Source organism: Croceicoccus sp. (assembly GCF_983967925.1).
In genome coordinates, this window is sequence record NZ_CFETID010000002.1 from 106,547 (window position 1) to 131,291 (window position 24,745).

18 protein-coding genes are annotated in these 24,745 nt (G+C 64.9%); 11 read left to right on the forward strand and 7 right to left on the reverse strand.

All coding sequences use genetic code 11. The features are described from left to right. Positions 1-143 precede the first annotated feature (143 nt). A complete protein-coding gene (locus AC4FIJ_RS01815) occupies positions 144-914 on the reverse strand; it encodes a helix-turn-helix transcriptional regulator (protein WP_490335025.1) in 771 nt (256 codons plus the stop codon). Between the two features lie 165 nt (positions 915-1,079). Between AC4FIJ_RS01815 and AC4FIJ_RS01820 the strand changes: the two genes are divergently transcribed. The 3 genes from AC4FIJ_RS01820 (at position 1,080) to AC4FIJ_RS01830 (ending at position 5,361) form a co-directional block, all read left to right on the forward strand. Then, positions 1,080-2,177, forward strand: a complete 1,098-nt coding sequence (locus AC4FIJ_RS01820; protein WP_490335026.1) for an acyl-CoA dehydrogenase family protein — start codon at positions 1,080-1,082, stop codon at positions 2,175-2,177. Between the two features lie 94 nt (positions 2,178-2,271). Further along, positions 2,272-3,618: an aromatic ring-hydroxylating oxygenase subunit alpha gene (locus AC4FIJ_RS01825; protein ID WP_490335027.1), complete on the forward strand. Its 1,347-nt coding sequence runs from the start codon at positions 2,272-2,274 to the stop codon at positions 3,616-3,618. 90 nt (positions 3,619-3,708) lie between these two features. Next, positions 3,709-5,361: an FAD-dependent oxidoreductase gene (locus AC4FIJ_RS01830; RefSeq protein ID WP_490335028.1), complete on the forward strand. Its 1,653-nt coding sequence runs from the start codon at positions 3,709-3,711 to the stop codon at positions 5,359-5,361. On the opposite strand, the gene AC4FIJ_RS01835 is transcribed toward AC4FIJ_RS01830, so the two are convergent. Then, a complete protein-coding gene (locus AC4FIJ_RS01835; protein WP_490335029.1) occupies positions 5,358-5,945 on the reverse strand; it encodes a TetR/AcrR family transcriptional regulator in 588 nt (195 codons plus the stop codon). The two genes, AC4FIJ_RS01830 and AC4FIJ_RS01835, sit on opposite strands and share 4 nt — an antisense overlap. 92 nt (positions 5,946-6,037) lie before the next feature. On the opposite strand from AC4FIJ_RS01835, the gene fdhD reads away from it, so the two are divergent. Continuing rightward, complete coding sequence (gene fdhD / locus AC4FIJ_RS01840; RefSeq protein ID WP_490335030.1) at positions 6,038-6,874, forward strand: formate dehydrogenase accessory sulfurtransferase FdhD; 837 nt, start codon at positions 6,038-6,040, stop codon at positions 6,872-6,874. A gap of 78 nt (positions 6,875-6,952) precedes the next feature. After that, entirely contained in the window at positions 6,953-9,256 is a 2,304-nt protein-coding gene (locus AC4FIJ_RS01845) for an FdhF/YdeP family oxidoreductase (protein WP_490335031.1), read from the forward strand. Positions 9,257-9,274: 18 nt separating this feature from the next. Here AC4FIJ_RS01845 and AC4FIJ_RS01850 read toward each other — a convergent pair whose 3' ends face one another. The 3 genes from AC4FIJ_RS01850 to AC4FIJ_RS01860 are packed head-to-tail and all read right to left on the reverse strand — an operon-like array spanning position 9,275 to position 15,127. Further along, on the reverse strand, positions 9,275-10,564 hold the full coding sequence (locus tag AC4FIJ_RS01850; protein WP_490335139.1) for a serine hydrolase domain-containing protein: 1,290 nt from the start codon (positions 10,562-10,564) through the stop codon (positions 9,275-9,277). 47 nt (positions 10,565-10,611) lie between these two features. Next, entirely contained in the window at positions 10,612-13,488 is a 2,877-nt protein-coding gene (locus AC4FIJ_RS01855) for a glycoside hydrolase family 31 protein (protein WP_490335032.1), read from the reverse strand. 13 nt (positions 13,489-13,501) lie between these two features. Continuing rightward, positions 13,502-15,127, reverse strand: a complete 1,626-nt coding sequence (locus AC4FIJ_RS01860) for a DUF5597 domain-containing protein (protein ID WP_490335033.1) — start codon at positions 15,125-15,127, stop codon at positions 13,502-13,504. Positions 15,128-15,366: 239 nt separating this feature from the next. Here AC4FIJ_RS01860 and AC4FIJ_RS01865 point away from each other — a divergent pair, with 239 nt between their 5' ends. From AC4FIJ_RS01865 to AC4FIJ_RS01875, 3 genes are all read left to right on the forward strand, one after another. Continuing rightward, positions 15,367-17,406, forward strand: coding sequence for a putative bifunctional diguanylate cyclase/phosphodiesterase (locus AC4FIJ_RS01865; RefSeq protein WP_490335034.1), 2,040 nt, complete (start codon positions 15,367-15,369; stop codon positions 17,404-17,406). A gap of 10 nt (positions 17,407-17,416) precedes the next feature. Next, positions 17,417-17,821, forward strand: a complete 405-nt coding sequence (locus AC4FIJ_RS01870) for a BLUF domain-containing protein (protein WP_490335035.1) — start codon at positions 17,417-17,419, stop codon at positions 17,819-17,821. Between the two features lie 121 nt (positions 17,822-17,942). Next, on the forward strand, positions 17,943-19,931 hold the full coding sequence (locus AC4FIJ_RS01875) for a BCCT family transporter (RefSeq protein WP_490335036.1): 1,989 nt from the start codon (positions 17,943-17,945) through the stop codon (positions 19,929-19,931). On the opposite strand, the gene AC4FIJ_RS01880 is transcribed toward AC4FIJ_RS01875, so the two are convergent. Beyond that, the gene (locus tag AC4FIJ_RS01880; protein ID WP_490335037.1) at positions 19,888-20,511 is read right to left on the reverse strand and encodes a phosphatase PAP2 family protein; all 624 of its coding nucleotides are present in this window, start codon (positions 20,509-20,511) and stop codon (positions 19,888-19,890) included. The genes AC4FIJ_RS01875 and AC4FIJ_RS01880 overlap by 44 nt on opposite strands. A gap of 2 nt (positions 20,512-20,513) precedes the next feature. Further along, positions 20,514-20,984, reverse strand: coding sequence for a MarR family winged helix-turn-helix transcriptional regulator (locus tag AC4FIJ_RS01885; protein ID WP_490335038.1), 471 nt, complete (start codon positions 20,982-20,984; stop codon positions 20,514-20,516). Positions 20,985-21,127: 143 nt separating this feature from the next. Here AC4FIJ_RS01885 and AC4FIJ_RS01890 point away from each other — a divergent pair, with 143 nt between their 5' ends. Genes AC4FIJ_RS01890 through AC4FIJ_RS01900 form a run of 3 tightly spaced genes read left to right on the forward strand, consistent with a single transcriptional unit; the run spans position 21,128 to position 24,740 of the window. Continuing rightward, a complete protein-coding gene (locus tag AC4FIJ_RS01890; protein ID WP_490335039.1) occupies positions 21,128-21,889 on the forward strand; it encodes a hypothetical protein in 762 nt (253 codons plus the stop codon). A 43-nt stretch (positions 21,890-21,932) separates the two neighbouring features. After that, complete coding sequence (locus tag AC4FIJ_RS01895) at positions 21,933-23,324, forward strand: NAD-dependent succinate-semialdehyde dehydrogenase (protein WP_490335040.1); 1,392 nt, start codon at positions 21,933-21,935, stop codon at positions 23,322-23,324. A gap of 3 nt (positions 23,325-23,327) precedes the next feature. After that, on the forward strand, positions 23,328-24,740 hold the full coding sequence (locus tag AC4FIJ_RS01900) for a dihydrolipoyl dehydrogenase (protein ID WP_490335041.1): 1,413 nt from the start codon (positions 23,328-23,330) through the stop codon (positions 24,738-24,740). Positions 24,741-24,745: the final 5 nt, after the last annotated feature.

Sequence of the window (24,745 nt, forward strand, 5' to 3'; positions counted from 1 at the left end):
ATGATTCGTCTTGTCGTTGACGCATCTAAGCGCAAAGCCGGACAGGATGCATGCTGCCCAAATTGCTAGGCGGCCTGTCGCGCGGGCGCGAAAACGCGCCGTTCGGCACCCGACCGGACGGCCAGCGCGCCCGTAAATCGTGGTCAGTTGACCGAGAGATAGCCCAGCTGCGCCGCCTTGAAGACGGTCTGGCTGCGGTTGACCGCGTTCAGCTTGGTCGAGGCATTGTGAATGTGGAACCGCACCGTCGCCCTGCTACGCGAGATGATCATGCTGATTTCCATGTCGGTCTTGCCGATGGCGGCCCAGCGCAGGCATTCCACCTCGCGCTTCGACAGGCGCGAACCGGGCGGCAGCGCCTCCATGTCGGCCATCGCGCGGGTATAGCTGCGGATGAAGGCGCGCGCATAGATGCCCAACATCGCGCCATATTTGCCGAACTCTTCCGACAGGTCCACGCGCGAGGTGTCGATGGGATTGAAGCTGACCGCGCCGATCTTGCCGAACACCATGTGCACCGGGACCACGATCGCCGCCCGCGTGCGCGCCCGGCTTTCGAAATTATTGAGGTCGATCGCATCCAGATAGGGATTGGGGATCGGCAGGTGGAACCCGTCCTGGTTGATCCAGAAGGGATCGTTCTCGAACCGGCAGGCCGAGGTGATCGGCGATTCCAGCGCGATGCGCGGGCTGCGCCACCACGCATTCTCGCTGTCGGACCAGCCGAAGATCTCGCTGGCAAGGATATTGCCGTCGGTATCGACGGGCGTTCGCTTGTCTGCGATGTCATGCGCGGGGGCCGCGCGCATGTCGTGCTCCGCCGCGATCTCCGCCAGCGCGGTTGCCGCCGGCCGAATGTCGTCGGGCGTGACGATGGTGACATCGTCCAGCCGGTCGATGGTAAACTTGGTCATGTGATACCTCTCCGCCCGCGACGATAGTCAGCGCCCCCGCAAAGGACAATGCGCTATTTGGTAACCGAACGCCGCACGAAGCGTGTTTTGGGAATACCCTATTATTTTGCAGAGCCTTCGCGCCGCCGCTTTGCTGCTACCCCTTCCGGCGGAGAGGAGCAGACGATGAACTTCGAACTTACCGAAGACGAGGAAATGCTGAAGGCCGTGGTCGAACGATTCGTCGCCGACCGCTATGATGTCGAAAAGCGCCGCAAATATCTGAAGGAACCCGGCGGCTACAGCGCCGAGAACTGGTCGGTGCTTGCCGAGCTGGGCCTGCTGGCGATCCCGTTTTCCGAAGACGATGGCGGCCTCGGGCTCGACGCGACGGCGCTGTCTGTGGTTTTCCAGGCGCTGGGCCGCGGCATCGTGGTCGAACCTCTTCTGGAAAGCGCCATACTGCCAGGCCTCTATCTGGCCGCCAGCCTGTCGGGCGAGACGCGCAGCGAATGGGTGGAAGCGATCCTTGCCGGCGAACGCCGCGTCGCTTTGGCGCGCGCAGAAGCGGGGATGCAGGATGCACAGTGGTCGGTCGCGCTGAGGGACGGTGCGAACGGATCGGCCGTGTTGTCGGGACGCAAGCCCTATGCCATCGCGGGCGGTGAGGCCGACGCCTTTATCGTGGCCGCCCCGCAGGAGGACGGCGCGCAGGCACTGTTCCTCGTCCCTGCCGATGCCGAAGGGCTTGAGCTGCGCGAATGGCGGTTCGCAGACGGCAGTTTCACCGCATCTCTCATTCTGGACGACGTAGAGGTTCCCGCCGACCATCGGCTGACCCTGTCCGAAGGCATGAGTGAGCGGATCGAGACGCTGGCGACGCTTGCCCGGACCTCCGAGGCATTGGGCGTGATGGACGCCATGTTCAAGGAAACGCTGGATTATCTGCGCACGCGCGAACAGTTCGGCACCAAGATCGGCAAATTCCAGGCGATCCAGCACCGCATGGCGGCGCTCTACGCCACGCTGGAGCAAAGCCGTTCGCTGATCGACACCGCCATCGTCAGCGAGGGGACCGAGCGCTTTGCTGCCAATACGCTAGGCGCGCGGGCATTCATCGCCGAGCATTCGCTGAAACTGGGGCACGAGATGATCCAGATGCACGGCGGCATGGGCATCACCGACGAGCTGACGATCGGGCAGGCGCACAAGCGGCTGCTGGTCCTCTCGCGCTGGCCCGAACAGCCGCACGCGACTTTGGATCGCTATGCGGAGGCGATGTAGCGGTTCAGCGCATTCCTCCACAAAGGGACAGGCGCTGCGCTCCCGGCTGGTTTGCTAAGGTGCAGGCAAGGCAAAAAGACCGGGAGAGCGAGACATGAACCAGCAGACAGCCGTTCCGCAACCGATGGACGGACGCGACCCTTCGAACCTGCGCGGCGATGCGATCACGGGCGACCGCTATTATTCAAGGGAATTCGCGCAGAAGGAATGGGACCATCTGTGGACCAAGATCTGGCACATTGCCGGACGCACCGCCGATATCCCGGAGGCGGGCGATTTCCTCGTCCATAATTTCATGAAGGAATCGGTGATCGCGGTGCGTCAGGACGACGGATCGGTTCGCGCCTTCTACAATTCATGCGGCCATCGCGGCATGCGCATGGTCGACCAGTCCAGTTCGGTCGACGCGTTCCATTGTCCCTATCATGGGTGGAAATGGGGCAAGGACGGCGTGCTGGTCCATGCTCAGGACGCCGATGTCGATTTCGCGCGTGGCAATCCGTGCGGAAAGCTGAAGCTCAATGAGCTGCGCTGCGACACATGGGGCGGTTTCGTGTGGTACACGATGGACGATGACGGTCCGTCGCTGGAGGAGTATCTGGAGCCGATGGTCGCGCTCTATCGCGGCTATCCCATGGATACGGCGGTGCGCGTCGCGTGGTACCGGATCGAGCTGAACGCCAACTGGAAATTCGTCACCGACAATTTCTCGGAAAGCTATCACACCCGCACCGCGCACCCGCAGGTGCCGCCATGGATCGACCAGGATGTCGATTCCGCCCGGCACGAGATGTGGCCCAAGGGCCATGGCCGCACGGTCCAGCCGATGCGCCCTTCGCTGTCGGACCGGCCCGAAGGCGGCGGCAATGCCATGTTCGAGGCGGAATTGCGCAAGTGGGACATCGATCCCGGCAAATACGACAGCTACGAGGATTTCGCGTTCCAGGGCTGGAAGGATCTGAAGGCCGCCAAGCAGAGATTGTGGGCCGAGAAGGGCTATGTCCACTACAAGGATATGAACGACGAGGAGATCACCGACAGCCCGCACACGGTGATCTTCCCAAATGTCACCATCAGCTTCCTGCCCGACAATCTGGTCTTCTTCCGGTCCGAACCGCATGCCGAGGATCCGGAGAAATGCTATTTCGACCTGTGGTGCATGGCCTTCCCGGTTGAAGGCCAGACCGAGGTGGAATCGATCATGGCGGGGCCAAAACCGCTACGCGAAGTGCTGGAATGCGAACACCGCAGGTTCGACGGCGGCGAAGGCATTCCCGAGCTGCGCGACCAGATCGTGTTTCAGGACATGGAACTGGCCGAGAACATGCAGGCGGGCATGCATTCGCGCGGATACAAGGACGCCTATCTGTCCGATCAGGAAACCCGCGTGCGCTTTTTCCACGAGGTGCTGAACGACTGGCTGGAGGGCCGCCGACCGTAAACAGCGCCGCCCCGCCCCCTGTCCTTTAGCCCAGTATCCTGCGCCTCTCCCGCCGAAATATAACAGGTGTTATAAAAAGGGAGAAGCAGGATGGCGAAGGATGTGAACTGGAGCTGCGAGGCCGATGTGGTCGTGCTCGGTTCGGGCGGTGCGGCCATGACGGCGGCCATCGCGGCGCATGATTTCGGCGCGAAGGACGTGGTGATCCTGGAAAAGACCGGCATGGTCGGCGGCACCACCGCCATGTCGGGCGGCATGCTTTGGATCCCCGGCAACCATCACCAGATCGAAGCGGGGATCGAGGAGGATGACGAGGATGTCGTCGCCTATCTCGATGCGCTGGCGCCGGGCCAGCTCGACCCCGATACGCTGATGGCGTTCATGGAAACCGGCCCCGAAATGATCCGCTGGTTCGAAGATCACACCCCGGTGCGCTTTCACGCCTTTGCCGATTTTCCCGACTATCAGCCCTATATGCCCGGCGCGAAGCCCGACGGCGGGCGTTCGCTGGATAACGAGGCGTTTTCGTTCGAGCGGCTGGGCAAATGGGCGGCCCGCGTCAATCCCAGCAAGATGGCCTATCCCTTGCGCGGCAGCCTGATGGAAGCGACCACCGGCGCGCTGGACGAGGCGAAGCTGGCCGAACGGGAAGCGGGCGATTATCGCGGGCTGGGGCAGGCGCTCGCCGGATCGCTGTTCCTTGGCGTGGTGGAACGCGGCATTCCGGTTGAATTCGAGACGCGCGCCCGCCGGCTGGTCAAGGAAGAGGGCCGCGTGATCGGCGTCATTGCCGAGGATGCGGACGGCAAGGACATCGCCGTGCGCGCCCGCCGCGGGGTGGTGATCGCCACCGGCGGCTTCGAATGGAACGAGTCGCTGGTGAAGACCTTTCTGCGCGGCCCCCTCACCGGCCCCGTCAGCGTGCCCGAGAACGAGGGCGACGGCCTGCTGATGGCGATGGAAGCAGGCGCTCAGCTCGGCAATATGAGCCATGCCTACTGGATGCAGAGCGCGCTGGAATTCAAGCCGCAGCACCGCGACGCCAAACCCAATTACATGCTGGGATCGGACGAACGCGCCCGCCCCGGCGCGATCCTCGTCAATCGCAAGGGACAGCGCTTCGTCAACGAGGCGGCGAACTACAACGCCATCGGCAAATCGCTGCATGCGTTCGACGCGGGCACGCACAGCTATGCCAACCTGCCCTACTGGCTGATCATCGACCAGCGTTACCGCGACCGTTATCCCACATTCAACACGCCGGCGGGCGGGCCGGTGCCGTCCTACATGATAGAGGGCGCGACGCTGGAGGAACTGGCCGAAAAGGCGGGCATCGATCCGGCAGGACTGGCCGCGACGGTCGCGCGCTTCAACGAGATGGTTCGCGGTGGCCACGACGACGATTTCCAGCGCGGCGACAACAGCTATGACAACTTCTACATGTGGGGGGACACCTCATACGACCCGCCCTTCCGCACGCTGGGCGCGATCGACCAGGGCCCGTTCTTCGCCGTGCAGATGGAGTCGGGCGCGCTGGGCACCGCTGGCGGGCCGAAGACCAACGCCAATGCGCAAGTGCTGGACTGGAACGGCGACGTAATTCCCGGCCTCTACGCAGCAGGCAATGCGATGGCCGCCGTTCTGGGCGAGGCCTATGGCGGCGCGGGCGGGACGCTGGGGCCGGGCATGACCTTCGGCTTTATCGCGGGCCGCCATCTGGGGACGCATATCCCCAATCGCTAGGTGGCGGACCCCTCGGGGATGAGGCTGGAGGCGACGAGGCGCAGGATTTCAATCTGCCGCGCCGGCGGCCAGCCCTCGGGATCGAACACCGCCTGCGTCGCGATTCCCGCCACATTGGACAACAGCGCCTGCGCCACCAGCCGGGCCTTTTCGCCATCCTCCATCGTGCCGGTCTGCAGGAGAGCGCGGTGGAACAAATCCACCGCCTCGCGGCTGCGCTGTTTCTGTTCGGTCAGGAATGCGTCGTCGCCCGTCGCCCTGCCCCAGAAGGCCAGCCAGATCCGCCAGCGATCCGCCCTTTGTTCGTCGAGCGGCAATATGGCGCCGATGCAATCCACCAGCGCTCCGCCTGCCTGCGCAGCGCGTTCGACCTCGGCGACGGTCTCTTCCATGCGCAGGCGATAGGCCGACAGCAGCAGATCCTGCTTGCCGCGAAAATAATGCGACACGATCGAGGTACTGCAATCGGCCGCACGCGCGATCTCGCGGATGCTCGCGGCCTCAAGGCCGTGGCGCGCGATATGGGTCGCGGCAATATCCGCCACTGCATCGCGGCGGGCCTGATGGTCGACGATCTTGGGCATTGGCTGGGCGGGCAATCCATGGGCGGCATCGGAAACAGCGCCGTTCTTCCGTGAAATGGCGCATACCGCAAGCTGGCGATAAGACCAGACGCTTGCCCCGCCTGTCAGCGCTGCTAGCGTTCCGCCCGATGAATGCCGCCGCGCCGCCCTATCCCCGCACGATCCGCCTTGGCGAAGGACCGCCGCGCGATCCCCCGCGCGCGCTGGCGCAGGAACAGCCTGTCGCGTTCGAATTCAACGGGCTGGCCTATGCGGTGATGCTGGCGACTCCCCGCGATCTTGAGGATTACGCGGTCGGCTTCACCCTTGCCGAGGGGTTGGCGGTCAGCGCCGAGGAGATCATCGCCATCTCCATCGCGCCGGTTGACAAGGGCACCATCGTGCGCGTCACCCTGCCCGACGCTCGCGCCCAACCATTGCGCGAACGCCTGCGGCTGCGACTTGTCGAGGGAAGCTGCGGCCTCTGCGGCCTCGAAAGCATCGAGGAAGTGCTGCGCCCCCTCCCCCGCCTGACCGCCCGGCCCCGCATCGATGCAGGCGCGATAGGCCGCGGTTTGGCCGGACTGCGCGATCACCAGCCGCTGGGGCGCGACACCGGCGCAATGCATGCCGCTGCCTTTTGCGACGCGGACGGCGCGATCCTGTTCGCGCGCGAGGATGTCGGGCGGCACAACGCGCTCGACAAGCTGGTCGGCGCGATGATGCGCGCGGGCGCCGATCCCCGGTCGGGCTTCGTGCTGCTGTCGGCCCGCTGCTCGTGCGAGCTGGTGGAAAAGACCGTGCGGGCGGGCGTGCCGGCGCTGGTCACGATTTCCGCCGCCAGCGACCTCGCCCTGTCTCGGGCGCGGGAATCCGGCCTCACCCTCGTCTCGCTGGCGCGGGCCGACAGCGCGCTGGTGATGCACGATCCGCATGACCTTTTGGGCTGAACCGCCCTTCTTCGTTTGAAAAGGGACCGATGCGGCGGGACATTCGTTACCGTCGCAGCATCCGCGAAAGGACATCCCATGGCCGACGATCTTCCCCGCCCGCACCAGTATGATTACGCCACCGGCGGCTGGGGATCCGTCAAGGGCATGACGCGGATCGAGCTGAAGGCCAAGGCCGCGCCCGGCGCATTGCTGACATTGAAGGACCAGAACAAGCCGGGCGGCTATATGTGCTCCTCCTGCGCATGGACCAAGCCCGAGGATCCGCACGCGTTCGAATTCTGCGAGAACGGGGCGAAAGCCACGCTGTGGGACCTCACGATCGATCGCTGCACGCCCGAATTCATGGCGCGTCACACGGTGACCGAATTGCGCGGACTGGGCGATTACGCGCTCGAACGGCTGGGCCGCCTGACCGAACCGATGCGCTATAATCCCGCCACCGACCGGTACGAACGCGTCGCATGGCGCACCGCCTTTGACGAGATCGGCGCGCAATTGCGCCAGTTGGACCCAAAGTCGGTAACCTTCTACGCCAGCGGCAAGGCGGCGCTGGAACCGTCATACCTCTATGCCCTGTTCGCCCGCGCCTATGGCCATAACAATCTGCCCGACAGTTCGAACATGTGCCACGAGACGACCTCGGTGGGCCTCAAGAAGGTAATCGGATCGTCCGTCGGCACCTGCCAGATGGACGATTTCGACCATGTCGACGTCATCTTCTACATGGGCCAGAACCCCGGCACCAATTCCCCGCGCATCCTGCACACGCTGCAAAAGGCGGTGCAGCGCGGCTGCAAGATCATCGTCTTCAACCCGCTGAAGGAAAAGGGCCTGCGCGAATTCGTGAATCCGCAGAACCCGATCCAGATGACCATCGGCAAGCCGACCAGGATCGACCACATGTATTGCCAGGTGCGCCCCGGCGGCGACATCGCGGCGCTGATGGGCGTGTGCAAGCGCGTGCTGGAACTGGACCGCGAGGCGCGCGAGAAAGGCGCGGCAGACGTGCTGGACCGCGCGTTTCTTGACGCGCACACCACCGGCTTCGACGCCTTCCTCGCCAAGGTGGAATCGACCGGCTGGGACGAGATCGAGCGCGCCAGCGGCCTTTCCCGTGCCGAGATGGAAGAGGCGGGCGACATCTATGCCAAGGCGGGCAATGTCATGGGTATCTATGGCATGGGGCTGACCCAGCATGTCCACGGCTCGCAATCGATCGGCATGCTGGTCAACCTGCTGCTGCTGCGCGGCAATATCGGGCGCAAGGGTGCGGGATGCTCGCCCATTCGCGGCCATTCCAACGTGCAGGGCCAGCGCACTGTCGGCATTACCGAGAAGGTCAAGCTGGCCCCGGTGGAGAAATACCGCGAATTGTTCGACCTCGAAACGCCGGAGGAGGACGGGCACAATACGGTCAGTTTCCTCGAAGGCGTGCTCGATGGATCGAACAAGGGTTATATCGGGCTGGGCGGCAATCTGGCGAAAGCCGTGCCCGATCATGAGCTTGTGCACGAGGCATGGGGCAACATGGAACTGACCGTCCATGTCGCGACCAAGCTCAACACCACGCATTGCATGCCGGGAAAGAACAGCTGGATCCTGCCCTGCCTCGTCCGCGCGGAGGAGGACATGCAGGCCGGCGGCAGCCAGTGGGTCAGCATGGAGGACAGCTTCAGCCATATCTATGGCAGCCGATCGTCCCGCACCCCCGCCAGCCCCCATCTGAAAAGCGAAACCGCCATCGTCTGCGGCCTGGCCAAGGCAACGCTGCAAGGCAGCCACCCGAAACTGACCTGGGACGAATGGACAGACGATTATTCCCGCGTCCGCGACTGCATCGCCGCCACCTATCCCGACGAATTCCACGACATGAACGCCCGCATGAACAAGCCGGGCGGCTTCTATCGCGGCAATGCCGCGCGCGAGCGTGAGTGGAAGACCGATAGCGGCAAGGCGGAGTTCACCGATCCCACCACGCTGAACGCCTGCGGCATCGGCGACGCCGAGGGGCGCTTCCACCTCGTCACGCTGCGGTCCAACGACCAGTTCAACACGACCGTCTATGGCCACGACGACCGGCTGCGCGGCCTGTCGGGCAGCCGCATGATCGTGATGATGAAGCCGGAAGACATGCGCGCCCATGCACTGGCCGAGGGCGACATGATCGCGCTGGTCACCGATGCGGGCGAGGCACCCGGCGGGCGCAATGAAACGCAGCGTCGGGTCGGCGGATTGAAAGTGGTGCCCTATGACCTGCCCACGGGAACGCTCGCGGGCTATTTCCCCGAGGTTAATCCGCTGATCCCGCTATGGTATCACGACAGGCTGTCGCAGACCCCCGCCAGCAAGGGCGTGCCCGTCCGCATCGAACGGGCCTGACGCCGCGCGGTCGTCTGCCTATTCCATCGCCTGATAGATCAGGGCGCGCAGCTTGCCGGGAATGTCATTGTCGCCCGAGGGGAGCAGCTGGACCATGTAGGACACGGTCAGGTGCTCCTTGGGGTCGACCCAGTACTGGCTGGCATAGGCCCCGCCCCAGCCGAATTCGCCTTCCGATCCCGGCTCGCCCGCCAGCCCCAGATCCTCGCGGATCGCGAAGCCGAGGCCAAAGCCCTTGCCCGCCGCATAGCCGATCTCGGGCACGAGATGGTTCACCGTCATCAGCTCGACCGTCTTAGGGCTGAGGTAGCGCCGCCCGTCCAGCTCGCCGCCCCGCCGCATCATCTCGAGAAAACGGCTGTAATCCGCTGCCGTCGACAGCAGCCCCGCCCCGCCCGAAAACGCGACGCGCGGCCCGTCGAGATAATGGCCCTGCCCGAACGGCTTCTCGCTGCCCGCATTGGCGGCATCGGGCGCACGGCTGCTGCCGTCTTCCTCATCCGCATAGACCACCGCCAGCCGGTCCGCCTTGCCGCGCGGCAGATAGAAAGAGGTGTCCTTCATCCCCAGCGGCTCGATCAGCCGCTCGCGCAGGAACGCGTCCAGCGTCTGCCCGCTGATCGTCTCGACCACCACCCCAAGAATGTCCGTGTTATAGCCATAGACGAACGCCTCGCCCGGCTGCCGCGCCATGGGCAGCGCCGCCATGCGGGCGACGACGGCGGACACAGGCTCGTCCCGGTTCGCGAAATACCAGTGGGTGATCCCCGCCTTGCGCCATGCATCCTCTGCCGGACCGTCACCATAGGAAATGCCCGCCGTATGCGTCAGCAAGTCGCGGATCGTGATCGGGCGCTTGGCGGGCACCACGTCATAGCCGCCCCCCTCGCGCGCCACGGCGACAGTCGTGTCCTGCCATTCGGGCAGATGCTTGCCGACCGGATCGTCGAGCAGCAGGCGGCCTTCCTCCACCAGCATCATCGCGGCCACGCTGGTCAGCGCCTTGGACTGAGAGGCGATGCGAAAGATCGTGTCCTCGCGCATGGGGGCCCGCGCCTCGCGGTCGCGCCAGCCCACGGCCCGCGAATAGACGTCGCGTCCGTCCTGCTGCACCATTACCACCGCGCCCGCGATGCGGTTCTCCTCGACCTGCTGCTCCAGAAGGGCTGTGATGCGTTCCAGCCTTTCGGCCGAGAAACCATGCGCAGGTGCCTGCTCGGCAATGGCCGCGGTCTGCGCGGCGGCAGGCCCTGCCGGAACCGTCAGTGCCGAGAATGCCAGAATGGCGGGGAATATTTGCGCAATCACCGGTTTCAACCGCCGTCTCCCTTTCGTCATGTCCTGCCGCCGCGCGATCATTTGCGCTGCACCTTCATCGCCGATCCGTCATAGACCAGCGCATATTCGCCATTGGGCGCAAAGTCGGGCGCCTGCGCCGCGCCGGGGTCATGGAAGCGCACCGATATGGCGCGGTTTCGCGCCATGCTGTCGAACTCGCCCTGCCGCGCGCCGATGGTCAGCGTGCCGCTCGCCTCGTCCCATTGCAGCGGGATTTCGGACCGCGCGCCCTGCTCGTATGCGCGGGTCGTGCCCTCATCCTCGTGCCAGATGAATTGGCCGTCCGCGCCGGTGAAGACATGCAGCACGACCGGGCCATCGGGCTTCTCGCCGGTGTGCTGGATCGCGGGGCCGGTCGGGACGATGGATCCGGCGCGCACGAATACCGGTATGCTCTCCCGCGCGGCGGCGGCGGCGATCGCCTGTCCGCCGCGGTGGAATGCGCCGCTGCGCCAGTCGTACCAGTCGGCGCCTGCGGGCAGATAGACCTGCCGCTCGCGCGCTCCGAACTCGGTAACAGGAGCTATCAGGAACGCCTTGCCGAACATGTACTGGTCGTCGATGTCCCACACGCGCCGGTCACCTGCGAAATCCATCGCCAGCCCGCGCATGATCGAACCGTCGCGCCAGTAAGTGTCCGCCGCGACCGAGTAGATATAGGGCATCAGCCGGTAACGCTCTTCCAGCGATCCGACCATCGCATCGTACATCGCCCGGTCGTCCTTCGCGAGTTCGTAGACCTCGCGGAACGGAAACTCGCCGTGGCTGCGGAACAGCGGGGTCCATTGCCCGAACTGGAACCAGCGCAGGTACAGCTCGCGCCATTCGTCCTGATGCGCGGGGTCCTGCTGCGTATAGCGATCCTCGACCGAAAATCCGCCGATGTCGTGCGTCCAGTTGGGAATGCCCGACATCGACAGGTTCACGCCCGCCGAGATCTGGTCGCGCAGATCGTCCCAGCGCGCCGCGACATCGCCCGACCACAGCGCCGAACTCGCGCGCTGGATGCCGCCGAAGCCCGACCGCGTCAGGATGAAGGGCCGCTTGTCCGGCTGCGCCTCGCGCAGGTTCTCGGCAAAGCCCAGCGCGTGGATCAGCGGATAGGAATTGAACACCGCAGCGCCGGGGCCGCGCGCGGTCGGGCCCATCTGGTATTTGCGCTCTTCGATCGAAAGGTTGGAGTGCCAGTCCGGCTCCACCGCATCCAGCCACCATGCATCGAAACCCTTCGACACCAACGCCTCGTCGATCTGCTTGAAATACAGGTCGCGCGCGTCCTTGGTATAGGGGTTGTAGAACGTATTGGCATAGCCCGGCCCGACCCAGTCCTTCTGCCCCGCCTCAAGCGGACGGCGATAGAGGAAGCCCTGTTCGTCCAGCTGCTTGCCGTATTCCGTATCGGGATAGAACTTGGGCCAGACCGAGATCATGATGTTGCCGTCCATCGCATGGACCTCGTCCACCATGCGATCGGGGTCGGCAAAGCGCGAGGCGTCGAATTCATGGCTGCCCCACCTGGGATCTTCCCAGTACCGCCAGTCGAGCACGATATTGTCGATGGGGATCCGCCGTTCGCGATAGGTGCGCAGCACGTCCAGCAGCTGGTCCTGCGTCTCGTAACGCTGGCGGCTCTGCCAGAACCCATAGGCCCATTTGGGTAGCATGACCGCCTTGCCGGTCAGCGCGCGATAGCCCGCGATGGCGCCGTCGATGCTGCCGTCGCCCGCGACGAAATAATAATCGATGCCCTTGCCCACTTCGGACGAGAGCCAGACCGAATGGCGATCCGCCTCGGGCAAGGGATCGCTGCCATACAGCGCGATATAGCCCTGGTTCGGCTCCCACTCGATCCGCAGCTCGACCGGCTCGCCCGCCTGCATCGGCAGTTCGAAATTATGGAACCAGGGGTTCCAGTTCTGCCGCCAGCGGTTCAGCACTTCTTCGCCATTGGCGAAGACCTTTACATAGCTCGACGAATAGAGCCGGAACTTGTGCGTGCCCGTCGCCTCGGGCCGGACGGTGCCGGTCCAGACCACCTTCTGCTTCTGCGCGGAGATGCCAGCGGTATTCTGCCCGCTTTCGGGCGTGGCGATGGTGCCCGCCTTCGCCGCCTCGGGCCATTTCGCCTGGTCGCGGATGAACTGGTAGTTGATCGCGGGCTCCACCTGCCGCACCGCCAGATCGTCGCCGAGGTAATATTCCGCCTGCCAGCCGGGCTTGCCATCGGTGGTGACGGTCAGGCCCCCCTCGTCCGCTCCGGCGCCGACAAGCTGCGGCGCGCGCGGATCGCCGAAGCGGGTGATGGATTCGTTGTCCCACAAGAGGCCATATCCCCGCGTCGAGACGAGGAAGGGCACCGCGATGTCCATATTGTGCTGGGCGAGTTCGACGTCCTCGCCATTATAGTTCATCTGCCCGTTCTGGTGCTGGCCAAGGCCATAGATGCCCTCGTCCGTGCCGCGGTTGAACTGCTGGCTGATGGCGACGAAATCCTCGCCCTCGATCGTGACGGGCCGGAACGCGCCGCGCCCCGCCTCGTCCAGCAGCACCGTGCCCGCAGAATCCAGAAAGCGCACATGCCCGTCCGCCAGCCGCACTTCGGCAGTGGCGGTGGGTGTCGCGATGGTGACCATCCCGCCGCTTTCGGTCAGGGTGAAATCATCGCTCGGCCGTTCGGTCACCATCAGGCTATCGGGCAGGTCGAAGCTTTCGTCCGGCAACGCGCTGACGCGAAAGCGCCCGTCGCCATAGACCAGCACGCGAAGCTGATCGGCAGGGCCGCTGTCGGGCGTGACGATCACGCCATGCTCCAGCCGCTCGACCTCTGCCGCGATGGCGGGAAAGGCGCTGGCCGACAATGCAAGCGCGGCAAGCGCGGAAAAACGGGTCTTCATTGGCCGGTGCCTTTTACTGATAGCTGCCCACGGTGACCTTCAGGAGCACCGGCTGGCTGTTGAAATTCAATCCGTGGTCGGTCTGGTCGCCGTTCCACACGCGCCGCATGACAAAGCTGCCGTCCTCGGCCAGCATGCCTTCCTCGACCCGCAGCATCGCGGCGCTTTCGCCCGGCTTCGCTTCGGCAAGGGCGATGCGGACGCGCGCATTCGATCCGGCGATCAGGAATTCGTCCGCACCGGTCTGCACGATGACGGCCCCGCCCACGGACTTGCAGTCGGTGGGGTGCGGCGTGTCGGGCATCCAGGCGGCATCGCGTTCGCCGAACTGCCATTCGCCATATTGGACGGTCGCCTTCCACCGCCCCATGACCGTAGACTGGCTGGAACCGTCGGCAGGCTTGGCCGCGCCCCATGTCGGGTTCTGCGCCGCCACCCGCGCCCATGCGCCTGCCATCGGCGCGAACAGGCGGTATTTGGACGCAAACGCTTCGACCGTCTCGTCGTCCAGCTGCTGCGCGCCGAGGGGGAAGTTCGAATAATCCGTCTCATCCATCCCGAACGGGGCGAAGCCGATCGCCCCATGCCCCAGCGCGGTCCACCAAAGGCGCGCATATTCCGCCGCATTGCCGATTTCGGGGATCATCAGCGGATTGTCGGGCCTTGTATAAAGCCGCATGATCTCCGCCGCCTGACGCTCGTCGCGCATATAGATGTCGGGCGCGACCAGATCGATATGCGGGGCGGCCGCCTTCCACACATCGATCACCGGCCAGTCGGGTCCGCCGCTCGCGCCCCCTCCCTCGCCCGGCGCGGCGAAGGGATCGCTCAGCGCGGCATTGGCGTACATCGGCAGGTCCAGCACCTGCTGCCCCGCCGCCGCGATCTCGTCGATATAGCGCGCGGTGTGCCATGCGTTGAACGCGCTATCCGCCAGCGGTCCGAAAGCCTCGCGCCAATTGCCGGACTTGCCGTTGTGGCGCGCCAGCTCGTCGGGGATGGGCGCGGCGAACAGCGCATCGGCCTCCGCCGAATGGTCGCGCTTCTGGCCATAGACGCCCGCCTCGTTCTGGGGCTGCACCATGATGACGGTGTGGTCGGGATCATTTTCCCGCAGCCAGCGCATCAGCGCGACAAAGGCACGCTTGTCCGCCTCCAGCGTGCTGCGCGAATGAGGCGACAGAGCGTAATGGAGGTTGCCCTCGGGCGTCCTCATGCGGGGAAAGCGCTTGGTGTCGGTCTTCACCCACATCGGCGCATAGGACGGCCCGGTGTTCTTCCACGTCGCGAACCACAGCAGCACCAGCCGCATGTCCTGCTCGCGCGCACCCTTCAGCAGCGCCTCCAGATAGGAAAAATCGAAGCGCCCTTCCTCGGGTTCGATCTGCTCCCACGCGACCGGGATTTCCAGCGTGTTGGCGTGCAGCCGCTCCATCATCGGCCAGACCTGCGGCAGGACCGAGGGATAATTGCTGGAATTGTGGGCCTGCGCGCCCAGCATCAGGAACGGCTCGCCATCGACCATCAGCAGGTGCTTGCCGTTCTCGCTCTCGATCCGCGGCAGCGGCTGCTGCGCGAACGCGGGCGTGGCCAGCGCCACCAGTGCCGCCATTGCGCATCGCCACAATAGTGCGGTCATCGTCCCCCCTTACCCCGGCCTCGCTAGCATCGGGCCCCGTTTGGACCAGAGTGACGCCAAGCGCGCCATTTCGCAAGTAGTCAGACTAATTGCCGAACGCCGCAGCGGTGAACAGCGGCGCGGCCCGAACTAGGGGAATCTACGTGCCAGAGCGCGCGAGCTGGAAGAAATTATAAACAAAATCACTCTATTGCGTTCCGGCCATTGGTGACTTCTCGCCATCGGGACACGGAGTTATCATGCGCATACTGGCCTGCCTGGCATTCGAGCACGACTGGCGGCTGGTGCTTCTGGCCGCTTTCATCTGCACAATCGGCGCCTTCGTCTCGATCATGCTGTTCAAACGAGCGATCGAGGAAGACAGCGCCTCGCGCTTTCACTGGTGTTTCCTGGCTGCGGTGGCCGCCGGATCGGTGACCTGGGCCACCCATTTCATCGCGATGCTGGGCTATCACTCGCTTGTGCCTGTGACGTTCGACGGCCCGCTGACGGTCATATCCGCGGTGATCGCAGTGGCGGGGATCGGCGCCGGTCTCTTCATCGCAACAACGATGCGGCAGCGGACGGCGACCCTGCTGGGCGGCGGGATCATCGGGCTGGCCATCGCCGCCATGCATTATGTCGGCATGTTCGCCTATCGCGCCGAAGGTGTCGTTCACTGGCAATCGTCATATGTCGCCGGTTCCGTCGCGATCTCGGTCCTGCTGTCGGTTGCCATGATCGACCGGCTGTTCGCATCGCGCGGCCGGCGGCCAGACGCCGCATGGGCGCTGTTCGTGACCGCCATCGTCGGCCTGCATTTCACCGGCATGGCCGCGTTTTCGGTGACCCCGATACCGGGCCTGCCCGCCGCCTCGAACGCCGAGGCCTTCGCCGCCTTGGCATCGGCCATCGCCATGGTCGCGGCGATCATCGTCGGCGCCGGCGTTTCGACCTATCTGGTGGAACGGCGCACCCACGACGCATCGCGGGCGGAGCTTGCGCATATCGCGATGCACGACAAGCTGACCGAACTGGCCAATCGCCACAGCTTTGCCGATGCGCTGGAACAGGAATGCGAAAACCTGGCGGACGCCCGCCACGCCTTCGGCCTGCTGCTGATCGACCTCGACCGGTTCAAGCCGGTGAACGACATGCTGGGTCATCCCATGGGCGACATCATCCTGCAGAAGGTCGCGGCGCGGCTGTCGGCCGCCGCGCGGCAGACCGATCTGGTCGCGCGCATCGGCGGAGACGAATTCGCCATTATCGTGCGCGGACAGGCGGGGCGAGAGGACGTCGCCGCAATCGCCGCGCGCGTGGTCGAGATCCTGTCGCGGCCTTTCGTCGTGAAGGGCAATGTCGTCGAACTGGGCGGCAGCGTCGGCTTCAGCCTTGCGCGGCATGACGGGCGCGACGCCGAAACGCTGACGCAGCATGCCGATGTCGCACTCTACACCGCCAAGCGCAACGGGCGCGAACGCTATTGCCCGTTCGATCCGTCGCTGATGGAGGCGCTGAAACACCGCCGCTTTCTGGAGGCCGACCTGCGCCGCGCCTGCATGCGCGAGGAATTCAAGGTCGCCTATCAGCCGGTGATCGACCCGCGCAGCGGTCGCATGATCTCGGCCGAGGCGCTGCTGCGCTGGACCTGCCCGGACCGCGGCGATATTTCGCCCGCCGAATTCGTGCCCATTGCCGAAGAGCTGGGTCTGGTCTCGCGGATCGGCGCGGGCGTTCTGATGCAGGCCTGCCGCGACGCGGCCACATGGCCCGCCGAGATCGACGTCGCGGTCAATATCTCACCGGTCCAGCTGCTCGATCCGCGCCTGCCGCAGACGGTGGTGCAGGCGCTGACCGAATCGGGGCTGGCCGCCAGCCGGCTGGAACTGGAAATCACCGAAACCGCCCTGCTCGGCAATGACGAGGCGGCGCTGAGGACGCTGAACCGGCTGCGCGAGCTTGGCATCCGCATCTCGCTCGACGATTTCGGCACGGGCTATTCCTCGCTCAGCTACCTCCACCGCTTTCCGATCAGCCGGATCAAGATCGACCGGTCCTTCGTGCGGCAATTGCCCCACGATCCCAGCAGCGTGTCGATCGTGCGCGCCATCGCGCAGCTGGGCGAAAGCCTGAACATGCAGATCACCGCTGAGGGGATCGAAACCGCAGAGCAGCTGTCCTTCATCACCGAACATGGCTGCGATCACGTGCAGGGCTTTCTGATCAGCCACGCGATTTCCTCGACCGACCTCAAGCAATGGCTCGCCGACCGCAGCGGCGCCGCCGCTGCCGCCTGAAAGGCCCGACATGCCCCTTTGCAAGCTGCTCTACACCAGCCAGAGCGCCGCCACCGCGCCCAGCCGGCCGCAGGACATCCGCCGCATCGTCGAGGAATCGGCCCGCCGAAACGAGGCGCTGGAGATTACCGGCAGCCTTGCTTATGTGGACGGCAGTTTCATCCAGGTGCTCGAAGGTCCGCACGCCGCGGTCGAGGACGTGTTCGAGCGGATCTGCTGCGATTTTCGCCATAAGGACATCAAGCTGATCGACCTTGTCACCACGCAGACGCGGCAGTTCGAAGGCTGGCACATGGGCCTGCTCGCCTCGTCGCAGGACGATCCGCTGCATAAGGAACTGGAGCAGGTCAAATATCTGGTCACCGTCAACGCCCGCACCGCGGCCGAGCATATTCGCAGCCTGATGAACCACTAACAGCGTAGGCCGGGATTGCCGGATCGGGGTTGGGCCGGATCGGGGTTGGGATTGCCGGCCGATCGCGTTAGGGGATCGGCCCTGTCCAGCCCCGAACCCCAGCCCGAACCAAGGCCGATCGATGTCCGACCCCATCCTGGAAGAAGCCGCGCCCGCCGCGAAGAGCGCCCGGATCGCCGTCAATCCGCCCGTGTTCTTCATCTCGGCGGCGCTGATCCTGGCGTTTGCCCTGTTCGGCGCGCTGGCACCGCGCTTCGCCGAAAGCGTGTTCTCGCAGGTACAGGATTTCGTCGTCCGCGATTTCGGCTGGCTCTACATCACCGCCGTCGCGGGATTTCTGGTCTTCGTCATCTATCTGATGCTCAGCCGCCACGGCGACATAAAGCTGGGCCCTTACGAGAGCGAGCCCGACTACAGCTATATCAGCTGGTTCGCGATGCTGTTCAGTGCAGGCATGGGCATCGGCCTCGTCTTCTTCGGCGTGGCCGAACCGATCCAGCATTACGCCTCGCCCCCGATCGGCGAAGGGCAGACGGTGGACGCGGCGCGGCAGGCAATGACGCTGACCTTCTTTCACTGGGGCCTGCATGCGTGGGCGATCTATATCGTGGTCGGCCTGTCGCTAGCCTATTTCTCGTTCCGGCGCGGCCTGCCGCTGACCATCCGCTCGGCGCTGTTCCCCCTGATCGGACGGCGGATCAACGGGCCGATCGGCCATGCGGTCGACATATTCGCGGTGCTGGGCACCATGTTCGGCGTGGCGACCTCGCTTGGCTTTGGCGTGCTGCAGGTGAATGCCGGCTTTGCCTATCTGTTCGGCGTACCCGTCGGCACGGGCACCCAGCTGATCCTGATCGCCGTCGTCACCGCGCTGGCGACGCTGTCGGTGTTCCTCGGCCTCGACAAGGGGGTGAAGCGCCTTTCCGAACTCAACATTGTCCTGGCCATCGCGCTGCTGGGCTTCGTGCTGTTTTCCGGCTCCACAATCTTCCTGCTTCAGGCCTTCGTGCAGAACGTGGGCACCTATCTGGGCGCGGTCGTGCCCCGTACCTTCCGCATGTATGCCTATGAACCCAATCCGTGGCTGGCGAACTGGACCCTGTTCTACTGGGGCTGGTGGATCGCGTGGTCGCCCTTCGTCGGCATGTTCATCGCGCGGATCTCGCGCGGGCGCACGATCCGCGAATTCGTCGGCGGCGTGCTGTTGGTACCGGTGCTGTTCACCTTCCTCTGGATGACGGTGTTCGGCAACACGGCCATCTCGCTCGACCTGAACGGGGTGGAGCCGATTGCCGAGACCGTGGCGAACAATCTGCCCGTCGCGCTGTTCGAAACGCTGAACGCCCTGCCGCTGGGCGCGGTGACATCGCTGATCGCGACTTTCCTCGTCATCACCTTCTTCATCACCTCGGCCGATTCCGGCGCGCTGGTGATCGACATGATCACCTCGGGCGCGGCAGAGAACCCGCCGGTATGGCAGCGCATCTTCTGGGCGATCTGCGCCGGGACCATCGCGGCGGTGCTGCTGGTGGCAGGCGGGCTAGAGGCGTTGCAGACAGCCGCCATCGCCAGCGCCCTGCCCTTTGCGGTGATCATGGTCTTCATCTGCTACGGCCTTTACCGCGCGCTGCGGCTGGAAAGCCTCGGCACCTCGACCGACCTGATGCTGATCGACAGCGCGCCCGCCACGCCCGAGCTGAGCTGGCAGCAGCGGCTGACCTCGATCATGGGGCATTTCCGCAAGCAGGACATCACCGCCTTCATGGCCGACACGGCCCGCCCCGCGCTCGACATGGTGGCGAGCGAGATGCGCGAGGGCGGTTTCGAGCCGGAGATCGCGGAGGAAGAGGACTGCCTCTCGCTCACCGTCCCGCATGGCGAGCGCGGCGCCTTTACCTATACGATCCGCAACCGGCCTTTCCTGATGCCCAGCTTCGTCTGGGCCGAAACGTCGAAGTCGAAAAACGCCGAGCAGCGCCACTTCCGCGCCATGGCGCATACTTCGCAGGGCGACACGCCGCATGACGTGACCGGCTTCAGCCGCGATCAGATCATCACCGACCTGCTCAACCGCTATGCCCGCTTTCGCCATTCGCGGCGGATGGCCTGACGCGGCCCTGCGCCTGCGCCGCAAGCAGGGCCGCGAAACTGCCAAAGGCCCAACCGCCGATCACGTCGCTGGGCCAGTGCACGCCCAGCGCCACGCGGCTGAGGCCCACCGCCAGTACGAGCAGCACGGCGAGCGCGCGGGCGACGCGCGATCGCGTCAGGAACAGCGCCAGCGCGAGATAGGTCGCCGCCGCATTGGCGGAATGCCCGCTGGGAAAGCTGAAGCTGGTCTCGGTCATATAATGGGTGACGTCGGGCCGCACGCGCCCGATCAAATGCTTCTGCACCCCCACAAGCACCCTGACCGCGGCAAGGGCCAGCACCAGTACCGCCGCATCGCGCCGCCGGCCCTGCCAGACCAGCCAGCCCACTCCGCCAAGGCCCAGCGGCACCAGCACCGCCCAGTCGCCAAGCCATGTGAGAACCCACGCCGCCGTCACCCAGCCATCCGGGCGGCCGGGATGAAGCCGCGCGATCAGCCATGGATCGAACCCCGCCCCGCCCAGCGACAGGGCCGCCAGCCAGATCAGCGCCAGCATCGCCGTGAACACCGGTATGGCAGGCGCGTCCGACCGATGCATCCTCAGCGTTTCAGCATGGCGGCAAGCCTGTTCACGATATCGCCGATCACATGGCGCAGCGAATCCAACTCATCGGGGTTCTGGCCGCCTCTCATGATTTCGGGCACCGCGCCGGCGCGCGACCGCAGATTGCGGCCCCGCGCGGTCAGCATCACGCGGACCCTGCGCTCGTCATCCGGGTCGCGCGCCCGTTCGATCAGGCCCTGCGATTCCATGCGCTTCAGCAGCGGGGTCATCGTCCCGCTGTCGAGATGGAGCCGCCCGCAGATCTCGCCCACCGTAATCCCGTCCTGCTCCCACAGCACCAGCATGACCAGATATTGCGGATAGGTCAGGCCCAGCTCGTTCAGGACCGGGCGATAGAGGCGCGTGATCAGATTGCTGGCGGCATAGAACTGAAAACACAGCTGCTGGTCGAGCGCGAGCGCGTCGGGTTTGTCTGCGGGCGAAGAGTCTGGGCCGGTCGGTTTCACGCACCCGTTCATAGCGCATTCGGGACCTCACGCCAGCGATCCAGTTGTACACAATACAATTGCGCAAAAGGAACGAACACCCCTGTGAAGCTTTTTAAGGAGGAAGGTCCCCACACCAACGCCAGACAGGAGCCACCCGCGCGATGGAACAGCTTGCAGAGGATTTCTGGAATTTTCGCGGCAGCTTCAAGATCGCGAAGATCATCGACGTCGGCACGCAAATGTCGCTGGTGCGGCGCGCCAATGGCCGGTTCCTGCTGCTCGACAGCTATGAGGTAACGGACGACGACCGCCGCGACCTGCTGCGCCTGACCGATGGCGGCAAGGCGATCGCGGCGATCCTCAACGTCCATCCGTTCCACACCTTGCATTGCCGCGCCATGCACGAGATCGCACCGGGCGCCCGGCTCATCGGCACGCGCCGCCACCGCGAACACACGCCCGGCCTGCCGTGGGAGGATGGCGCGATCGAGGATGCCGCGACGCAGGCGGAATTCGCCGACGATCTCGACTTCTCGGTCCCTGCGGGCGTCGACCTCGTGACGGCGGACGACAGCGTGCATGCAGGGTCCGTGCTGGTGCGCCACCGCAAAAGCGGGATCGTGCATGTCGACGATACGCTCAACGTGCTCTCCGCGCCGGGTCCGCTGGGCAAGGTGCTGCCGCAATCCTCGCTCAAGTTCCATCCGATGCTGTCCAAGGCGCTGCAGAAACGCGCGGGCGCGGCGGACGATTTCGCACGCTGGGCGCGCGGCATTGCCGACGACTGGGCGGGCACGCCTGTCGTCTGCGCCGCCCATTCGGCGATCCGGCACCTTCCCGAAACGTCATGGAACGAAGAGGTTCTCGATGCGCTTTCAGATGTAGACGACATGCTCGGGAAGCACCGCGCCGAATACGGCTGAGGACCCCCCGCAGCATCCCCCCGATTTGCAGAGGAATTTCCCAATGGCAGACAATCATATCACCACGATCAATCCGCTTACCGAGGAAGTGATCGAAACCTATCCGTTCATGTCCGACAAGGAAGCCGAGGACGTCGTGAAGGCCAGCCACGAGGCGTTCCTCGACTGGCGGCTGAAGAGCCTTGACGAGCGTGCGAAGGTCATCGCCGCCATCGGCAAGAAATTGCGCGAAAAGAAAGAGGAATTCGCCCAGCTGATGACCCGCGAAGTCGGCAAGCTGATCGGCGACAGCCGCGACGAGGTCGATCTGTGCGCCGCGATCTGCGACTACACTGCCAAGGAAGGCCCGGTCGCCCTTGCGGACGAAGAGCGCGAGGTCGACGGCGCGACCGCCTTCGTCAGCCATGCGCCCGTGGGCGTTGTCTATGGCATCCAGCCGTGGAATTTCCCCGCCTATCAGGCGGTGCGCTATTCGATCGCCAGCCTGATGGCGGGCAATGGCGTATTGCTCAAGCATGCCGAGAATTGCACCGGCAGCGGCGAATTCCTGCGCGATCTGTACGAGGAAGCAGGCCTGCCCAAGGGCTTGTTCGGCGTGCTGCGCATCACCCACGACCAGTCCGACGCGATCATCGCGCATGATCTTGTCCGCGGCGTCACCATGACGGGCAGCGACAAGGCGGGACGCCACATCGCCGCCAAGGCAGGCGAGGTGGTCAAGAAGACCGTTCTCGAACTCGGCTCCAACGACGCCTATCTGGTGCTGGACGACGCCGACCTCGACCTCGCGGTCAAGACCTGCGTCGCGGGCCGCCTCTACAACAACGGCCAGACCTGCGTGAACGCCAAGCGCTTCATCGTGACCGAAAAGAACTATGACGCCTTTGTCGAGGCCTATGCCAAGCAGTTCGACGCCATCGCCATGGGCGACCCGACGGACGATAATACCAAACTCGGCCCCATGGTCTCGCGAGAACAGCGCGACAAGCTGCACGAACAGGTCGAGGAAAGCGTGTCCAAGGGCGCGCGGCTGGTAGTCGGCGGCGAAGTGCCCGACCGCAAGGGCTGGTTCTACCCCGCCACCGTGCTTGCCGATGTAAAGCCGGGTCAGCCTGCCTATGAGGATGAATTGTTCGGCCCCGCCGCCTCGATCATCAAGGCGAAGGACGATCACGACGCGCTCCGCATTGCCAACAGCAGCCGCTATGGCCTTGGCGGCGGCATCTTCAGCAAGGACGTCGAAAAGGCGAAGAAGCTGGCCGCCGACTATTTCGACACCGGCATGGTCTTCATCAACAGCTTCGACGTCGCCAGCCCCAGCCTGCCCTTCGGCGGGGTCAAGGATTCAGGCTATGGCCGCGAACATGGACCCGAAGGCCTGAAGGAGTTCGTCAACGCCAAGGCCATCAAGATCGCCAAGAAGGTCGCGGCCTGATCCATGGCAGAGGTGCTGCGCTGCGATGTTGCGGTGATCGGAGCCGGCACCGCCGGCCTCGCAGCGGAAAGGGCGGCGCGCAAGAACGGCGCGTCGACCCTGCTGATCGACCCCGACTATCGCGGCACGCTCTGCGCCAACACCGGTTGCATGCCGTCCAAGCTGCTGATCGCGGCGGCGCGCGAGGCCAGCCGGATCGGGCAGGCCGATCTGTTCGGAATCCATGTCGGCGACATGCGCATCGACGGCCCCGCCGTGATGCAAAGGGTGCGGTCCGAACGCGACCGCTTTGCCCGCATGACGCGCGAATCCTTCGAAAGCCTGCCCGATGGCATCGCGCTGAAGGCCTGCGCCCGGTTCGACGGGCCGAACCGCCTCGCTCTGGACGATGGCCGGACGGTCGAGGCCAGGACCATCGTCATTGCCACCGGATCGAAGGCCGCCCTCCCCCCGCCTTTCGCGGCGCTGGGCGACCGGGTGCTGACCAATGAAACCGTGTTCGAACTGGACGATCTGCCGCGCAGCCTGGCGGTCGTCGGATCGGGCGCGATCGGCCTCGAACTCGCGCAGGCTTTCGCGCATTTGGGCGTATCGGTGAACCTGTTCGACCGCGAGGAGACGATGGGCCGGGTCCGCTGTCCCAAGGTGCATGACGCTTTGGCTGATATCGTGGGCAGCGACATGACGGTCCACCTTGGCGTCGATGTAAAACCCGAGCGTACTGACAACGGAGTGCGCGTAAGCTGGAGCGGCAAGGACGAGGGCGAAGCGGAATTCGACCTGCTGCTCGCTGCTATTGGACGACCGCCCAGCCTTGGCGCGCTCAACATCGAAAAGGCCGGGATCGAGCTGAACGACAGGGGCGTGCCGGTCCACGACCGTTCGACCATGCGTTGCGGCGACAGCGCGATCTTCATTGCGGGCGATGCCGCATCCGACCTCCCCTTGCTGCACGAGGCATCGCACGACGGCGCCATCGCGGGGCGCAATGCCGCCGCCTTCCCCGCGCCGATCCCGACAGAACGCCATGTGCCCTTCAGCATAATCTTCACCGATCCGCCGCTTGCCAGCATCGGCGAAAGCGAAGCGGATGGCGCGGTCACCGGCACGGCGGATTATTCCGATCAGGGCCGCGCACGGGTCGACGGGCGCAACGAAGGGATCCTCACGCTCTATGCCAAGGCGCCCGACGGCACGCTGATCGGCGCGGACCTGATTGCACCGGGCGGCGAACATCTCGCCCATATGCTGGCCTGGGCGATCGAGCGCGGGACCACCGCGAGCGAATTGCTCAAGCTGCCCTTCTATCACCCGACCATCGAGGAAGGGCTGAGATCCGCGCTGCGCACAATCTGCGGCGCGACCCCCATTCCCCTACCGCAAGACCAGGACACCGGCACCCCTCCCGGTGCATGAACGAC

Coding starts and splice junctions, on each gene's coding strand:
- AC4FIJ_RS01880 (WP_490335037.1), bottom strand. CDS start 20,511: ATGCATCGGTCGGACGCGCCTGCCATACCGGTGTTCACGGCGATGCTG.
- AC4FIJ_RS01815 (WP_490335025.1), bottom strand. CDS start 914: ATGACCAAGTTTACCATCGACCGGCTGGACGATGTCACCATCGTCACG.
- AC4FIJ_RS01830 (WP_490335028.1), top strand. CDS start 3,709: ATGGCGAAGGATGTGAACTGGAGCTGCGAGGCCGATGTGGTCGTGCTC.
- AC4FIJ_RS01845 (WP_490335031.1), top strand. CDS start 6,953: ATGGCCGACGATCTTCCCCGCCCGCACCAGTATGATTACGCCACCGGC.
- AC4FIJ_RS01825 (WP_490335027.1), top strand. CDS start 2,272: ATGAACCAGCAGACAGCCGTTCCGCAACCGATGGACGGACGCGACCCT.
- AC4FIJ_RS01875 (WP_490335036.1), top strand. CDS start 17,943: ATGTCCGACCCCATCCTGGAAGAAGCCGCGCCCGCCGCGAAGAGCGCC.
- AC4FIJ_RS01860 (WP_490335033.1), bottom strand. CDS start 15,127: ATGACCGCACTATTGTGGCGATGCGCAATGGCGGCACTGGTGGCGCTG.
- AC4FIJ_RS01895 (WP_490335040.1), top strand. CDS start 21,933: ATGGCAGACAATCATATCACCACGATCAATCCGCTTACCGAGGAAGTG.
- AC4FIJ_RS01820 (WP_490335026.1), top strand. CDS start 1,080: ATGAACTTCGAACTTACCGAAGACGAGGAAATGCTGAAGGCCGTGGTC.
- AC4FIJ_RS01835 (WP_490335029.1), bottom strand. CDS start 5,945: ATGCCCAAGATCGTCGACCATCAGGCCCGCCGCGATGCAGTGGCGGAT.
- AC4FIJ_RS01890 (WP_490335039.1), top strand. CDS start 21,128: ATGGAACAGCTTGCAGAGGATTTCTGGAATTTTCGCGGCAGCTTCAAG.
- AC4FIJ_RS01855 (WP_490335032.1), bottom strand. CDS start 13,488: ATGAAGACCCGTTTTTCCGCGCTTGCCGCGCTTGCATTGTCGGCCAGC.
- AC4FIJ_RS01865 (WP_490335034.1), top strand. CDS start 15,367: ATGCGCATACTGGCCTGCCTGGCATTCGAGCACGACTGGCGGCTGGTG.
- AC4FIJ_RS01900 (WP_490335041.1), top strand. CDS start 23,328: ATGGCAGAGGTGCTGCGCTGCGATGTTGCGGTGATCGGAGCCGGCACC.
- AC4FIJ_RS01870 (WP_490335035.1), top strand. CDS start 17,417: ATGCCCCTTTGCAAGCTGCTCTACACCAGCCAGAGCGCCGCCACCGCG.